This window comes from Bradyrhizobium sp. Ghvi (assembly GCF_900115265.1).
In the GTDB taxonomy this organism is placed as follows: Bacteria; Pseudomonadota; Alphaproteobacteria; order Rhizobiales; family Xanthobacteraceae; genus Bradyrhizobium.
The window spans coordinates 374,511-388,565 of the sequence record NZ_FOVU01000005.1; the positions used below are offsets into that span (position 1 = coordinate 374,511).

The 14,055-nt window shown below is 63.5% G+C and carries 13 protein-coding genes; 6 read left to right on the forward strand and 7 right to left on the reverse strand.

Annotated elements, in window-relative coordinates; translation table 11 throughout:
* Positions 1-41 precede the first annotated feature (41 nt).
* Positions 42-1,022: an SMP-30/gluconolactonase/LRE family protein gene (locus BM374_RS21030; protein ID WP_092295830.1), complete on the reverse strand. Its 981-nt coding sequence runs from the start codon at positions 1,020-1,022 to the stop codon at positions 42-44.
* Positions 1,023-1,111: 89 nt separating this feature from the next.
* Here BM374_RS21030 and BM374_RS21035 point away from each other — a divergent pair, with 89 nt between their 5' ends.
* Positions 1,112-1,936 (forward strand): NAD-dependent epimerase/dehydratase family protein, encoded by an 825-nt coding sequence (locus BM374_RS21035; protein WP_092295832.1) that lies wholly within the window; start codon positions 1,112-1,114, stop codon positions 1,934-1,936.
* 51 nt (positions 1,937-1,987) lie between these two features.
* Here the strand turns inward: BM374_RS21035 and BM374_RS21040 are convergent, their stop codons facing one another.
* The 4 genes from BM374_RS21040 to BM374_RS21055 all read right to left on the reverse strand — a co-directional run bounded on the left by BM374_RS21040 (position 1,988) and on the right by BM374_RS21055 (position 5,848).
* A complete protein-coding gene (locus BM374_RS21040; RefSeq protein ID WP_092295835.1) occupies positions 1,988-2,917 on the reverse strand; it encodes a hypothetical protein in 930 nt (309 codons plus the stop codon).
* Between the two features lie 262 nt (positions 2,918-3,179).
* Positions 3,180-3,743 carry a hypothetical protein gene (locus tag BM374_RS21045; RefSeq protein WP_092295838.1) on the reverse strand — a complete coding sequence of 188 codons (564 nt, stop codon included), beginning with the start codon at positions 3,741-3,743 and terminating at the stop codon, positions 3,180-3,182.
* A gap of 31 nt (positions 3,744-3,774) precedes the next feature.
* Positions 3,775-4,953: a TAXI family TRAP transporter solute-binding subunit gene (locus BM374_RS21050; RefSeq protein WP_244552655.1), complete on the reverse strand. Its 1,179-nt coding sequence runs from the start codon at positions 4,951-4,953 to the stop codon at positions 3,775-3,777.
* Between the two features lie 214 nt (positions 4,954-5,167).
* The gene (locus BM374_RS21055; protein WP_092295841.1) at positions 5,168-5,848 is read right to left on the reverse strand and encodes a GntR family transcriptional regulator; all 681 of its coding nucleotides are present in this window, start codon (positions 5,846-5,848) and stop codon (positions 5,168-5,170) included.
* A 172-nt stretch (positions 5,849-6,020) separates the two neighbouring features.
* Here BM374_RS21055 and BM374_RS21060 point away from each other — a divergent pair, with 172 nt between their 5' ends.
* The 4 genes from BM374_RS21060 (at position 6,021) to BM374_RS21075 (ending at position 10,873) form a co-directional block, all read left to right on the forward strand.
* On the forward strand, positions 6,021-7,733 hold the full coding sequence (locus tag BM374_RS21060) for an IlvD/Edd family dehydratase (RefSeq protein WP_177248435.1): 1,713 nt from the start codon (positions 6,021-6,023) through the stop codon (positions 7,731-7,733).
* Positions 7,734-7,790: 57 nt separating this feature from the next.
* Positions 7,791-8,786, forward strand: a complete 996-nt coding sequence (locus BM374_RS21065) for a TRAP transporter substrate-binding protein (RefSeq protein ID WP_092296946.1) — start codon at positions 7,791-7,793, stop codon at positions 8,784-8,786.
* Between the two features lie 171 nt (positions 8,787-8,957).
* Positions 8,958-9,536: a TRAP transporter small permease gene (locus BM374_RS21070; RefSeq protein ID WP_092295847.1), complete on the forward strand. Its 579-nt coding sequence runs from the start codon at positions 8,958-8,960 to the stop codon at positions 9,534-9,536.
* Positions 9,533-10,873 carry a TRAP transporter large permease gene (locus tag BM374_RS21075; protein WP_092295850.1) on the forward strand — a complete coding sequence of 447 codons (1,341 nt, stop codon included), beginning with the start codon at positions 9,533-9,535 and terminating at the stop codon, positions 10,871-10,873. The genes BM374_RS21070 and BM374_RS21075 overlap by 4 nt, the downstream gene beginning before the upstream one ends.
* A gap of 4 nt (positions 10,874-10,877) precedes the next feature.
* Here BM374_RS21075 and BM374_RS21080 read toward each other — a convergent pair whose 3' ends face one another.
* Complete coding sequence (locus BM374_RS21080) at positions 10,878-11,672, reverse strand: enoyl-CoA hydratase/isomerase family protein (protein ID WP_092295853.1); 795 nt, start codon at positions 11,670-11,672, stop codon at positions 10,878-10,880.
* A gap of 243 nt (positions 11,673-11,915) precedes the next feature.
* Here BM374_RS21080 and BM374_RS21085 point away from each other — a divergent pair, with 243 nt between their 5' ends.
* Positions 11,916-13,136, forward strand: a complete 1,221-nt coding sequence (locus tag BM374_RS21085) for an NAD(P)/FAD-dependent oxidoreductase (RefSeq protein ID WP_092296947.1) — start codon at positions 11,916-11,918, stop codon at positions 13,134-13,136.
* Here BM374_RS21085 and rbsK read toward each other — a convergent pair whose 3' ends face one another.
* Positions 13,137-14,051, reverse strand: a complete 915-nt coding sequence (rbsK, locus tag BM374_RS21090; RefSeq protein ID WP_092295856.1) for a ribokinase — start codon at positions 14,049-14,051, stop codon at positions 13,137-13,139.
* Between the last annotated feature and the right edge of the window lie 4 nt (positions 14,052-14,055).

Genomic DNA, 14,055 nt, shown 5'->3' on the forward strand with positions numbered 1-14,055 from the left:
GTGGGTTACGCCTTCGGCTAACCCACCCTACGATTCCGCCCCTATCCCCCCAGCGCTCCCTGCGTATTCACATACAGCGCGTAGATCGACTGGCTCGCCGCCATGAACAGGCGGTTGCGCTTGACGCCGCCGAAGCAGAGATTGGCGCAGCGCTCGGGCAGCGCGATGCGGCCGATCATGACGCCGTCGGGCGCGAACACCACGACGCCGTCGAGCTCGGGATCGCCCATGCCCCAGCCGCACCAGAGATTGCCGTCGATGTCGCAGCGCATGCCGTCGGGCGTGCCCGGACCGGCGTCGATATGGACGCGCTTATTGGAGATCGTGGTGCCGTCCGCCGAGACGTCATAGGCAAGAATCTTGCGGTTCGGCACGCCGCGGGATTCCACGACGTAGAGAATCTTCTCGTCCGGCGAGAAGCACAGCCCGTTCGGGCCGAGCACGCCCTCGGCGACGATGGTCGCCTTGCCCGTCGCGGGATCGAGCCGGTAGACATTCGGATCGATTTCGGAGTCTGCCTTGTAGCCTTCGTAATTGCCGAGCAGGCCGAAGGTCGGATCGGTGAACCAGATCGAGCCGTCCGATTTAACAACGACATCGTTCGGCGAGTTCAACCGCTTGCCGTTGAATTGATCCATCAGCACGGTGATCTCGCCGTCATATTCGGTGCGGGTGACGCGGCGCCCGCCATGCTCGCAGGTGATGAGGCGGCCCTGGCGGTCGCGCGTGTTGCCGTTGGCGAAATTGGAAGGCTTCCTGAACACCGACACCGCGCCGGTCTCCTCCTCCCATTTGATGATGCGCTGGTTCGGGATGTCGCTGCAGAGCAGATAGCGCCCGTCGCCGAACCAGACCGGCCCCTCGGCCCAGCGCAGGCCGGTCGCCAGTCGCTCCACGGCCGAAAGCTTCAGCCAGTATTTTTCGAAACGGGGATCGAGCGCGTGAATGGCCGGATCGGGGTAATAAGTCGCCGGCCGCCAGCCCTGGCGGGCATCCCGGGTGTGGGACGATGCCTCATTCATGTCGGTTCTCTCGTTTCGTTCCCTCTGGACAATCCAGCTATCATTAGAGACACGTGACCGCAAATCGGTCGCCAACGACGAGGAAAGACATGCCGCGCATCTTGATGACGGGAGCTTCGGGTGGAATCGGAACGCGCTTGCGCAAGCTGCTGCCGCCGATCTATCCGGACCTGCTGCTCTCCGACATCCGTCCCCCTGCGGATCTCGGGCCGAACGAGCAGTTCAAGGCAGCCGACCTTTCCGACCTCGCGCAGTGCGAGGCGATCTGCGACGGCGTCGACGGCATCATCCATTTCGGGGGCTATTCGGTCGAAGGCCCCTGGGACGACATCCTCCAGGCCAACATCATTGGCGGCTACAATCTGTTCGAGGCCGCGTACCGCAAGGGCGTCAAGCGCGTGGTGTTCGCTTCGTCCAACCACGTCGTCGGCTTCTATCCGCGCCACCACAAGATCGGCACCGACGTCACTGTGCGCCCTGATGGCCGCTACGGCGTCAGCAAAGTGTTCGGCGAAGCGGTTGGCGCGCTCTATGCCGACAAGCACGGCCTGAAAGTCACCTGCATTCGCATCGGCAATTGCGACGAGAAGCCGCTCGATCACCGCCGCATCGCGATGTGGCTGATGCCGGAAGATCTGGTGCAGCTCTGCCGGATCGGGCTCGAGCATCCCGACATCCATTTCGAGGTGTTCTACGGCGTGTCGCTGAACGAGCGCGCGTGGTGGGACAATCATCGCGCCTACGAGTTCGGTTATCGTCCCATTGGCCGCTCCGAGGATCACGTCGCGCATGCCATGGCCGAGCAGGCCAAGCTGAAGCCGGACCCGATCGGCGATCATTTCCAGGGCGGCGCGTTCGCCAGCAAGGAATTCGACGGCGACGCGAGCCGGATCATCGATTGGAATAAACGGTAGGGATCGCCTGCTGTGACGGTACTGAACCAGATCAGCGGGTCGCTGACTAAATCAACCGCGGGCGATATCGAGGCTTATCTTCTGCAGACGCGTGAACGTTGCCCACGCTTTTGGATATTCGGTGTCCTTTGGATCGATCGCGAGCAGCGCGCGGCATGCCTCGTTGATGTCTTCCGCTGACGGACGCATTGAGGTGTCGGCCGACCGCTCCGCCTGATTCCAGCGGTCCTCCACGTCTTCCGCAAATTTCAGTGCTTCGGACGGAGTTCGTTTCCGGGTTGGCTTTGCCAGCGCGTGATCCCCAGGGAATTTGGGCCATGCGGCGGGCGGCCGATCGGCGCGCCACTCGCTCTTCTTGGCAACTTCGACCTTCGCAGCCGGACTTGGTTGCTGTCGATCGGCAGCATCTGGCGGAACGGTGCGGGCGGCGAGTTCGCCGACCTGCTGCTCGATTGTGCCGCCAGACGAAGATCCGCCCGCCGAGGGTGCGGATGTCCCCAACACGGTCGCAGCCGACGTCAGTCCTTCAGGCGCGGCCTTCTGAACGGCCTTGATGACCGACGACGCCCCGGGTGGCAGAACCGGCCGCTGTTGCGCGACTTTGTCCTCTCCGCTCGGGCAAGGTTTGTATCCCGATCGATATTGCGTGATCCGTCCGTCGTCATCGATGCGAGCAAAATCGACGGCCACGGTATACACGAACGCGGCATTGATGATGTGGCCGGACTTGTCCGTCGCGCTGACGGCGCCACAGACATACCGCGCCGCGTCGGCCTCGACTGACTGTAATGTGCCGAATTTTGCCGAGTCGGGGTTTATCAGCGCATGCCGGACTGCTGCTCGGGCTTTCTTATGTTCTGTGGAGAACGCGCTGATCAGAACGTCCGGGTTGATGATGTCGGGTTGATAGTACAATCCATACTCAATGGCGAAAAAAGCTCCGCCGAAGGCCGCTGCGACGAGGAGACCGGGTACATTCATGGGACTGTTCCGGGCAATGGAACCCGGCATGGTTGTCGTTTGCTTCTGAAGCCATTTGCGGTAGCGTTTTCTAACAAACGGTTAATCGGTTGAGCGACTGCGGCGATTCGACCCGGGGTTAGTGGTTCAATTGCATGAGTTCCGCCGGCTCCATGACGTGGCCCACCCGACGGCCGAGCAGGCTAAGCTGAAGCCCAATCGATCGGCGGCCATTTCCAGGGCGGCGCATTCGCGAGCCTCGCCGGGCTTGCGGCGCAGGTCGTCATTTCGCAACGCGCGCTTCCTGTTGCTTGGTCACATGCCAGAGCACCACATGGTAATGCGGCACATCCACGCCGGGGTGACCCGGGTTGAAATAGAAGCTGACGTGGTCGACTGGCTGTGCTGATCCCACCGCCTCCAATGACTTGTGATCGTCGATATCCTTGATCGGGACCATGTACACGGTCGCGACCAGACGATCCCTGCGATCGAAGCACAGGAACGGACCTAGCGGCAAACTGTCGGGCTTGACGAAGATGATGCCGAGGCCAGGAAAGAACTTCGGGAAGTTCACCAGGTCGCTGACCCGCTGGTATCCGTTCTTTTCCGCGACCTTCCGCTGATCGGGCGACGGGCGAACGACTTCGTGCTTTTTGTGCGCCTTGCGGACTCGATGAGGAGCTGTCCTGATTTGCTCGACATTGTCGGCCGGTCGCGCGGCGGCCGGTGGAAGCTGCTGCGGCGCTTGTGGCCAGAAGGGCGCAAACTGCGCGGCGGGACGCCTCACATCGGCGATCAAGGCGAGCAACGCAACCAGGGCTGCGCTCACCAGCGCTTTGCGCATCGACACCTCCCGAGATTCGTTTGCGGTTCGCTCACTTGGCCGGATTGCGTTCCCTCCAGCGCAGGAAGTCCCGGAATAATTCTTCGCGGTCGGACGGATTGGCGGTTGGCTTTCCCTCGAGGAACCGGCCGAACGCCTTTCGAAGTGCGGCTTCGCCTCCCGATTGCTGCTGGAGCCAGCGCTCTGCCGGTCGGAATCGTCGCCATCCTGGGAGCAGCCCGGCCAGGTTCACCTCGCGCCATTTAGGGTGATGCGCGCCGCCGAGAAACTCGGGAAAGCGCGTGAACAATGTCTGGACGAACAAATCCAGCAACCGATATCGCTCGCTGCCGATCGGCCAGTTGTAGGCGAACAGAGCGGATTTAATCGCGATGGTATCGACGCTTGCTTCAGCCGCGATGATATTCGGGTAGTCCTGATGGCGAAGCGTCGATGGCAGATAATCTTGTTGCAGCAGCTCTTTGGAGTAAGGGATGGGCAGGAGGCGAATACCATCGAGCTGCGAGACCTGCGTCAGGAAGCTCACCGGCTTTCCTGAGACCAACAGAGCGGCGGAGAGATCTCCCTTCCTCAGACCATCCAGTGCGGCCTCCGGTCCCAGGTTCGACTCGCTGATCTTGACGCCCAGACGGTTGAACACTTCGCGGCCAAGAATTGCGCTGGCACTGCCGTCGTCCCCGAGATTGACCCTCTTTCCCGCCAGCTCCGTCAGGCTTCCGATCTCCGGCCGCGCGAGAAGATGGAACTCTTCGATATGGAGCGGGGCAATGTAAGTCAGCCTGTCGGAGATATCTCCGAAGGTCCTTGTCTCTCGCAGCCGGTCGACCAGAACGACAGGCGCGATCGCCACGTCGGCACCAGCAAGCGTGAGCACGTCAAGGATGTTGCGAATACCGCCGTTTCCCACGATGGGCAGAACCCGCAAGGCGACCTCACCATGAGGGCCGGTCTCCTGGCCGCTAGCGAGCGTGGTCGCAATGTCCTGAGCCATCGCGAATTCAGTGCATTGCGGCGTACCGGTTACGAATCCGATCGTATAAGGGTCCGCAGATCGTCCCATTTCCTTCCTGGGGATGGTTTCCTTTCCCGAAGACGCCCTCGTGGAATCGCTCGGCTTTTGCGCGAGGGACTCCTGGACCTGGCCGCCAAGCCAGGCCGCTGCAATCAATGCGATGAACAAACCGGCCCGCATCGCTTCGCAGACCCTCATTGTTCAACCTGCTCGGTCGGCTCTCCCCGGGGGCGTGACATGCTCCGGGAAACTGCCACCTGCCGCGTCCGAAGCAAGACCGGGAGCTAAGGCTTGGCGTTCCAACGCGCCCGGGGCAGCAGCGTTCCGCGATGGATGCCTGCAGCAGAAGTTTGCCGGCTAGCAGATCGTCGGCTCGTGCTCGCGCCAGGTCCGGGGACAGGCGAAGCCCGTGCTATCTCGCTTCGCCCGAAATTCTCGCCAGATAATCCTCCTTGCTGAACTGCATGTGGTCCACGCAAAGTTGCGCCAGCGCCCAGCTGTCGCGTCCCCTCAGCAGCTCGATCATCAGCTCGTGCTGGCGCCGCGATTGCGCGAGCCCGTCGCGGTCGGCAAGGTTTTTCGCGCGCATCGGCAGCGTCAGGCTCATATAGTCCTGCAGCGAGCGCACCAGATAGGGATTACCACAGGCGGAGAACAGTGCGAGGTGGAAGGCGTCGTTGGCCTCGTGGATGCCGCGCAGATCCTTCACATCCGCCCTCGCGCAATATTGCCGTTGCAATGCTGTCAGTTCGTCGATCAGACCTTGCGGCGCGGGCAGGGGGATCATCAGCGCGGCCTGCCGTGTCAGCATCTCCCTGACTTCGTAGATCTGCCGAACCTCCTCGGCCGAATAGAACCGCACGGTGGCGCCGACATTCTTCCCGCGGCGGACGATGCCGCGGCGTTCGGCATCCACCAGCGCCTGGCGCACGAAGTGGCGCGAGGTGCCGTAGCGCGACATCAGCGCGTCCTCGGTCAGGCGCGCGCCCGGGGCAAGACGGCCGAAGATGATGTCCTCCTCCAGCCGCGCGACGACGTCATCAGGATCGTCGCGCCTGATAGGCATGGCGTCTGCGGTGCGGATATCGGACATGCGCTCAGCCTCCCGGCGCCCGCCGGCTTGTCCTAGGGAGCAGGGAACGGGCAGATTGTCAATAATCTGGTCGATTAGCGGTGCGTTGGTCCAGAAATGGCAGGTCGGGCGCCTATCTTATTGACAATCGATGGGTAGCCTGTACCACAATGGCAGCTTAGGGAGTGACGTGATGACGAGTGGCTTGCGCAAGGGTCTGACGAGCTATGGCGATGCCGGCTTCTCGCTGTTCCTGCGCAAGGCGTTCATCAAGGCAATGGGCTATTCCGACGACGCGCTGGAGCGCCCGATCGTCGGCATCACCAACACCTATAGCGACTACAATCCCTGTCACGGCAATGTCCCCCAAATCATCGAAGCCGCCAAGCGCGGCGTGATGCTGTCGGGTGCGATGCCGTTCGTGTTCCCGACCATCTCGATCGCCGAGAGCTTCGCGCATCCGACCTCGATGTACCTGCGAAATCTGATGGCGATGGACACCGAGGAGATGATCCGGGCCCAGCCGATGGATTCGGTGATCGTGATCGGCGGCTGCGACAAGACGCTGCCGGCGCAGGTGATGGCGGCGATCAGCGCCGATCTGCCGACAGTGGTCATTCCCGTGGGACCGATGGTGGTCGGACATCACAAGGGCGAGGTGCTGGGCGCCTGCACCGATTGCCGGCGTCTCTGGGCGAAATATCGCGCCGGCGACATGGATGATGCCGAGATCGAAGCGGTGAACGGCCGCCTCGCGCCATCGGTCGGCACCTGCATGGTGATGGGCACGGCCTCGACCATGGCCTGCATGATCGAAGCGATGGGGCTGTCGCTGCCGATGAGCGCGACCATCCCGGCGCCGCATGCCGAGCGTTTCCGCCTCGCCGAGGCCAGCGGCCGGGTGGCCGCCGAGATGGCCAAGACCAAGGGTCCGAAGCCGAGCGAGCTGTTGACGCCGGCCTCATTCAAGAACGCGCAGGTCGTGCTGCAGGCAATCGGCGGCTCGACCAACGGCCTGATCCATCTGACGGCGATGGCGCATCGCTCGCCGCACCGGCTCGATCTCGCAGCGTTCGACCAGATCGGCCGCGAGGTGCCGGTGCTGGTCGATCTCAAGCCGTCCGGCGAGCACTATATGGAGCACTTTCATCACGCCGGCGGCGTGCCCAAGCTATTGGCTCAGCTCGGCGATCTCGTCGATCTCGATGCCAGGACGATCTCGGGCCAGACGCTGCGCGACGTCGTCGCCAATGCGGAAGACGTGCCCGGCCAGGACGCGATCCGCTCGCGTGACAATCCGATCAAGAAGGAAGGCGGCCTCGCCATCCTGCATGGCAACCTGGCGCCGCGCGGCGCTGTCATCAAGCAGTCAGCGGCGAGCCCGAAACTGCTGAAGCATACGGGACGGGCCGTCGTGTTCGAATCCGTCGAGGACATGACCTTGCGGGTCGATGATCCCGATCTCGACGTCACCGCCGACGACGTGCTGGTGTTGCGCAATGCCGGCCCCAAGGGCGCACCCGGCATGCCCGAGGCGGGATACCTGCCGATTCCAAAGAAGCTCGCGCGCGGCGGCATCAAGGACATGGTCCGCATCTCGGATGCACGCATGAGCGGCACCGCGTTCGGCACGATCGTGTTGCACATCACGCCGGAATCCGCGGTCGGCGGACCGCTGGCGCTGGTGCAGAACGGCGACAAGATCAGCCTCGATGTGGCCAGGCGCAGCATCGAGCTTTTGGTCGATGCAGCCGAGCTGGAGCGCCGGCGCGCGGCCTTGAAGCCAGCCGCGGTGCGCGAGGAAGCGCGGCGCGGCTACGCCTGGCTGTTCAACGAGACCATCATGCAGGCCGATGAGGGCTGCGACTTCGACTTCATGCAGAGGACTAGGAAGAAGACCGAGTAAGGACTGACAACGAGCTCAGACCGCTTGAAGCGGCGGGCGATGAAACAGGGGGAGACGATGATGGCACGATCCATGCGTGCATTGGTGGCTGCGGCCGCCATGCTGTTCGTCACGGGCGCGGGGGCACAGGAGGTGAAGCATTATCGCTTCGCCTACGACCAGCCCAAGATCACGGGCTATGGAATTCTTGGCGACATCTTTGCCGAAAAGCTGAAGGCACTGAGCAAAGGCACGATGCTCATCGACCAGTATCCCGGCGCGCAGCTCGGGCAGGAGCCGCAGGTGCTGCAGCTCGTCAAGGCGGGGGATATCGAATTCTGTATCTCATCGTCCGCGAACGCCGCGACGCTCTCGCCGCAGGCCGGCGTGATGTCGATGCATTTCCTGTTTCGCTCGGAAGACCATCTGATTAAGGCAATGGCGGATCCCGCGGTGGCTACTGCAGTCAAAGCGATGATCTCGGACACGGTCCAGGGCGCCCACGTGATTGCGCTCGCGACTCTTGGTCTACGCAACATGTATTCCAAGCGCGAGATCAAGAAGGTCGACGACATGAAGGGCCTGAAGGTGCGGGTGCAGGCGACGCCGACCGAGGACACCATGTTCCCGGCCTATGGCGCGCAAATCGTGCACATGCCCTTCGGTAGCGTCTACACTTCCTTACAAACCGGCGTGGTCGATGTCGCCGAGAACGGCGTCAACGTCTATCTCGCCAACAAGCATTATGAGGTGGCGCCGGTGCTCTCGATGACTGAGCATGAGGCCAACAACAGCCTGGTCTGGATCAGCGACAAGCTCTGGAACAACCTCACACCCGAGCAGCAGGGCTGGGTTCAGGCCGCGGCGGACGAGGTCAACAAGACGCAGCCAGCAAAGGCGATCGAGCTTGAGCATCAATCGCAAGTCAAGCTGAAAGCGATCGGCGTCAAGATCGTTGCCGATGTCGACAAGTCCGGCTTCACGGCGATCGCCGATCCCTATCTCGACAAGCTCGCCAAGGAGCTCGGCCCGCACGCCGAGAAGATCAAGAATTTGATCCGGTCGATTAATTAACGTCATGCCGGAAGACGGTGCGCTCCCTCTCCCGCTTGCGGGAGAGGGCAGGGGAGGAGGGTGTCTCCGCATTGGGACAATCCCCCAGAGGAAAGAACCCTCACCCGCCGCTACGCGGCGACCTCTCCCGCAAGCGGGAGAGGTGAAGCCAATTTGCAGCCGGGGACATCAATGCCCATCGCCGACAAGCTCATCCTCCAACGCCAGCGCCATCTCAAATGGCGTTGGCTCGACTGGCTCGAGCTCACGCTGATGATCTTCTGCGGTGTGCTGTGCTTCGGCTTCTCGCTGTCGGTGACTGCCGACGTCGTCACCCGCACCATCGGCCATCCCTGGCTGTGGCTCCAGGAGGTCACCTCGACGCTGTTCATCTACGCGATTTTCGTCGGGACCGCGGCTGCGACCCGGCGCAACGATCACCTCTATCTCACCGCGATCTCCGAGGCGATGCACGGCATGCCGCGAACGATTGTCGAAGTGATCATCCGCCTCATCGTGCTCGGCGTCGCCTTCTGCCTGATCTGGTACGGCTATCAGAACTATCTGCGCGGCTTTGGCAGCTTCCGCCTGCCGTCAGGCACGCCGATCGCATCGCTTTATGCGATCATTCCGCTGTCCGGCATCCTGGTCGGCCTGTTCACGATCGAGCAACTCGTCAACGGCCTGCGCAACGGTTTTGATCATCCCGAGCCGCCGGACGAGGATGCCGCGCCTGCCGTCACCGAAGCGCAGGCGAGGGCGCAGCCGTGAGCGCACCCGTCGTCCTGGCCTTGATGTCGATCTGCTTCCTGTCGTTCGGTTATCTCGGCGTGCCCGTGCCGTTCTCGCTGATGGCCGGCGTCTTCATCGGCGCGATCCTGTCCGACGTGTCGCTCGCCGCGATCATCCAGAAGATCTTTGACGGCGTCGATTCCGAGGCGCTGCTCGCGATCCCGTTCTTTCTGCTGGTCGGCGAGCTCATGAGCTCGGCCAATGTGGTGGTGCGAATAGCAAACCTCTCGGTATCGTTGGTCGGTCATATCAGGGGCGGACTGTCGCAGGTCGTGGTCGTCTTCAGCATGTTCTTCTCGGAGATGTCGGGCTCGACCACGGCCGACGTTGCCGTGATGAGCCGCGCGCTCGGCGGCCCGATGAAGCGCGAAGGCTACGAGCCCGCCTTCATCGCCGCGATCATTGCCTCGGCCTCGACCATTGCGGCTCTGGTGCCGCCGAGCATCACCGCCGTGGTCTATGGCGCGGTCGGCAACGTCTCGATCGCCGGCCTGTTCATGGCGGGCGTCGTGCCCGGCCTGATGATCGGCTTCGGGCTGATGATCTATTGCTACTTCTTCGGCCCCTCCGGCCTGCGCAAGCCGCGCGCGCCGCTGCGGCAGGTGGTGTTCGCTGCCGGCGATGCGGCGCTGCCGCTGATGATCCCGGTGATCCTGCTCGGCGGCATCCTGACCGGCTGGTTCACGCCGACGGAGGCTGGCGTCGTCGCCGTGGTGTGGATCATCCTGGTGGTGATCCCCGCACTGAACCGCGGGCATTTCAAGAAGATTCCCTATGATTTCTGCCTCGCCGGCCTGATCTTCTCGCTGCCGCTGATCACCATCGGCGCCGCCAACGCCTTCGGCTGGATGCTCGCGTACTTGCGCGGCGCCAGTTACATCGCCGAGATGATCACCTCGATCGCGGGCCACGATCCGCACCTTATCATGCTGCTGATGGTGCTGCTGTTCACCGTTGTCGGCGATTTCATCGAGCCGGTGCCGACGATCATCATCTTCATGCCGCTGGTCAACACGCTGACGGAGGCCGGCGACATCAACGGCGTGCACATGGGCGTGGTGCTGATCGCGACGCTCGCTTTCGGCCTGATCACACCGCCTTATGGATTGGTGCTCTTGATGGCCTCGAAATTCGTCGGCATCAGTTTTGCCAAAGCGCTACGCGCGGCGCTGCCGATCTATGTGGTGTTCTTCGCCACCATCGCATTCGCGATCTATTTCCCGAGCGTCGTGCTGTGGTTGCCGCGGCACGTGCTGCCGGAGTCGGTCGGCTGCTTCAAGTCGCCGGCCGGCACGGGCTACATCTGTCCGCAGTAGCGCGCTACTTGCTCTTGCTGGTGAACTTCTTCACGGCGGCGCGAAACTCGTCCGTGTTCATCGCCATGATGATCTTGTGCTCCTCGGCGTCGAGCTGCTGTTTTACCGGCGTGGTGGCGGCTTGATAAACCAGCGACTTGGTGCCGGCGATGGCTGCCGGCGGGTTCTGCGCCAGGCGCTCGGCGAGCTGCCGCGTCGCGGCCTTCAGCTCGGCCGCTGGAACGGTCTTCGCGACCAGGCCCCATTCATAGGCCTGCTGCGCGGTGAAATTGTCCTCAGCGAGAAAGAGTTGCAGCGCGCGGCGGGAGCCGACCGTGCCGACGATCCCGACCGTCGAGCCGCCATCGGGCGACACGCCGATCTTGGCGTAAGCGGGCGTGAACTTCGCATCCTCGGCGGCGATGCAGAGATCGGTGACGAAGGCGAGGCCCATGCCGGCACCGGCGGCCGAGCCGTGCACGCTCGACAGCGAGATCTTTGGCATCCGCCTGAGTATCTCGATGAAGGAATGATAGTGCTTGAGCAGCTCGCCGACGACGGGCGTGACGGTGCCCGCTTCGGCCGCGGCCCCAATCGTCTGGAGATCGCCGCCGGCGGAGAAGGCGCGGCCTTCGCCCTCGAGCACGACGACGCGGATGGTGTCGTCGCCCTCGATGTACGCCGCGAGCTGTTCGAGCTTCTGCGCGATCGCAAGGTTGACCGAGTTGAACGCGGCGGGGCGATTGAGCGTGATGGTTGCGATTGCACCGTCGATCCGCAGCAGCGCGGGATCATCGGGCTTTGAGACGGGAGCTGGCATCTGGAATATCCTCGGCTCGAGGTTCGTTGCTGCAACTAAATCGCAGAAGGCGGGGGGTGACAATCCCTGGCCGGCAGTGCCCCGCTCGCCGCTCTTGCGTCGGGCGGAACGATAGGCTCATATGCAGGCGCCTTCGTTTAGGGACGGACACGAGCGCCGGCTCCTCCTAGGCAGGCCAAGCCAAAACCAGGAGAGAGGAGGCAACATGGGTTACGCTCGTGTCTCGCAGAAATGGGCTATCCAATGACGGAAGGTCCCGTGATTATTGTCGGGGCCGGTCATGGCGGCTACCAGGTCGCGGCGTCCCTGCGCCAGGCGGGCTTTGCCGAGCGGATCTGCCTGATCAACGACGAGGCGCATCTGCCGTACCAGCGGCCGCCTTTGTCCAAGGCCTATATCAAGGGTTCGGCCGGGCCGGAGAGCCTGATGTTCCGTCCCGAAAAATTCTACCAGGACCAGAAGATCGAGCTGATCGCCGGCCGGGCGGTCTCGATCGACCGCGCGGCGCGAAAAGTGCTGCTCGCCTCCGGCGAGACGCTTGCCTACGGCCACCTCGTGCTGGCAACGGGCGCGCGCAACCGGCTGCTCGACCTGCCCAACGCCAATCTGCCCGACGTGAAATATCTGCGCATCCTCGACGAGAGCGAGGCGCTGCGACAGATCATGCCGTCCAAGACGCGCGCCGTGATCATCGGGGCGGGCTTCATCGGCCTCGAATTCGCATCCACCGCGCGCATCAAGGGCCTCGAGGTCGACGTGCTCGAGCTCGCGCCGCGCGTGATGGCGCGCGCAGTGACGGCGGAGGTCTCGGAGTATTTTCAAGCACGGCATCGCGAGGCCGGCATCCGCATTCACCTCGGCGTGCAGGCGACCTCGATCGAGGCCGAGAACGGCAAGGTCACCGGCGTGTCCTTGAGCGATGGACGCCATCTGCCAGCCGATCTCGTCGTGGTCGGCGTCGGCGTGCTGCCGAACATCGAGCTTGCGGCCGAGGCGGGGCTGCCGGTCGCGGCCGGCATCATCGTCGATGAATATCTGTCGACGTCGGATCCGAACATCGCGGCGATCGGCGACTGCGCTCTGTTCGCAAGCCCGCGCTTCGGCGGCTCGCTGCGGCTGGAGTCAGTGCAGAACGCCACCGATCACGCCCGCTGCCTCGCGGCGCGGCTGACCGGCGACAAGAAGCCTTATGATGGCCATCCCTGGTTCTGGAGCGACCAGGGCGACGACAAACTCCAGATCGCAGGCCTCACCACCGGCTACGACCGCGTCGTGCTGCGCGGCGATCCCGCCAGGAAGGCGTTTTCCGCGTTCTGCTATCACGGCGACAGACTGCTCGGCATCGAATCGATCAACCGCGCCGGCGATCACATGTTCGGCCGCCGCTTGCAGGCAATGGATCGCCAGATCACGCCGGAGCAGGCTGCGGACGAAAGCTTCGATCTCAAGAGCGCGCTGGCCTGATCAGCCGGCGCCGAGCACCGTCGCCACCTCCGCGGCCGTCGGCATCGACGGCCCGGCACCCATGCGCTGCACGCTGATCGAGGCGGCGGCATTGGCGAAGGCGAGCGCGGCGCGCAAAGGCACGCCATCAGCGAGCTGCGAGGCCAGCGCGCCGACGAAGCAGTCGCCGGCGCCGGTGGTATCAACCGCTTTCACCACCCGGCCCGGCACGGCAAATTCCTCGTTTCCGGCAAGAGCGAGCACGCCGCGTTTTCCGAGCGTGATGCAGATGGTCTGGTCCGCCCGCGCCTGAAGCTGTCGCGCCACCGCGATGATCTTTGCGGCCTCGTCAACGTCGGAGAGCTCTACACCGGCCAGGAACCCAAGCTCGGTCTCGTTCAGCACGAGAATATCGACCAGCGCGAGCAGCTCGCCGGGCATCTGTTGCGCCGGCGCCGGGTTGAGCAGCGTCGTGGCACCGACGCTCCGGGCGCGCTGGAAGAATGCGGCAATGGTCGGCAGGGGAATCTCGAACTGGCTGACCGCGACATCCCCCTTCGTCAGCGGCACCTCCGCAATGTCATCCGCGCTGACCAACGCATTGCTGCCGGGAATGACGACGATGGTATTGTCGGAAGCGGCCACCGTGATGATCGCGGTGCCGGTGTGCGTGTCAGCCGCGCGGACGGAGCCGAGATCGATACCCTGGGCGCCAAGGAAGGTCCTCAGCTCGGCGCCGAACGCATCCTTGCCGAGCCGTCCGATCAGCGTCGTCTTCGCGCCGAGTCTGGACGCTGCGACCGCCTGGTTCGCGCCCTTGCCGCCCGGAAAATACAGCACCTGCCGGCCAGCGACGGTCTCGCCGACCCTGGGGTGGCGATCGGCGGTCGCCACCACATCCATGTTGATGCTGCCGGCGACGAAGACGCGCCCCATGATG

Excerpts from the sequence above, each read along its gene's own strand:
- BM374_RS21030 (WP_092295830.1), bottom strand. The coding sequence starts at position 1,022 with ATGAATGAGGCATCGTCCCACACCCGGGATGCCCGCCAGGGCTGGCGG.
- BM374_RS21035 (WP_092295832.1), top strand. The coding sequence starts at position 1,112 with ATGCCGCGCATCTTGATGACGGGAGCTTCGGGTGGAATCGGAACGCGC.
- BM374_RS21040 (WP_092295835.1), bottom strand. The coding sequence starts at position 2,917 with ATGAATGTACCCGGTCTCCTCGTCGCAGCGGCCTTCGGCGGAGCTTTT.
- BM374_RS21045 (WP_092295838.1), bottom strand. The coding sequence starts at position 3,743 with ATGCGCAAAGCGCTGGTGAGCGCAGCCCTGGTTGCGTTGCTCGCCTTG.
- BM374_RS21050 (WP_244552655.1), bottom strand. The coding sequence starts at position 4,953 with ATGAGGGTCTGCGAAGCGATGCGGGCCGGTTTGTTCATCGCATTGATT.
- BM374_RS21055 (WP_092295841.1), bottom strand. The coding sequence starts at position 5,848 with ATGTCCGATATCCGCACCGCAGACGCCATGCCTATCAGGCGCGACGAT.
- BM374_RS21060 (WP_177248435.1), top strand. The coding sequence starts at position 6,021 with ATGACGAGTGGCTTGCGCAAGGGTCTGACGAGCTATGGCGATGCCGGC.
- BM374_RS21065 (WP_092296946.1), top strand. The coding sequence starts at position 7,791 with ATGATGGCACGATCCATGCGTGCATTGGTGGCTGCGGCCGCCATGCTG.
- BM374_RS21070 (WP_092295847.1), top strand. The coding sequence starts at position 8,958 with ATGCCCATCGCCGACAAGCTCATCCTCCAACGCCAGCGCCATCTCAAA.
- BM374_RS21080 (WP_092295853.1), bottom strand. The coding sequence starts at position 11,672 with ATGCCAGCTCCCGTCTCAAAGCCCGATGATCCCGCGCTGCTGCGGATC.
- BM374_RS21085 (WP_092296947.1), top strand. The coding sequence starts at position 11,916 with ATGACGGAAGGTCCCGTGATTATTGTCGGGGCCGGTCATGGCGGCTAC.
- rbsK (WP_092295856.1), bottom strand. The coding sequence starts at position 14,051 with ATGGGGCGCGTCTTCGTCGCCGGCAGCATCAACATGGATGTGGTGGCG.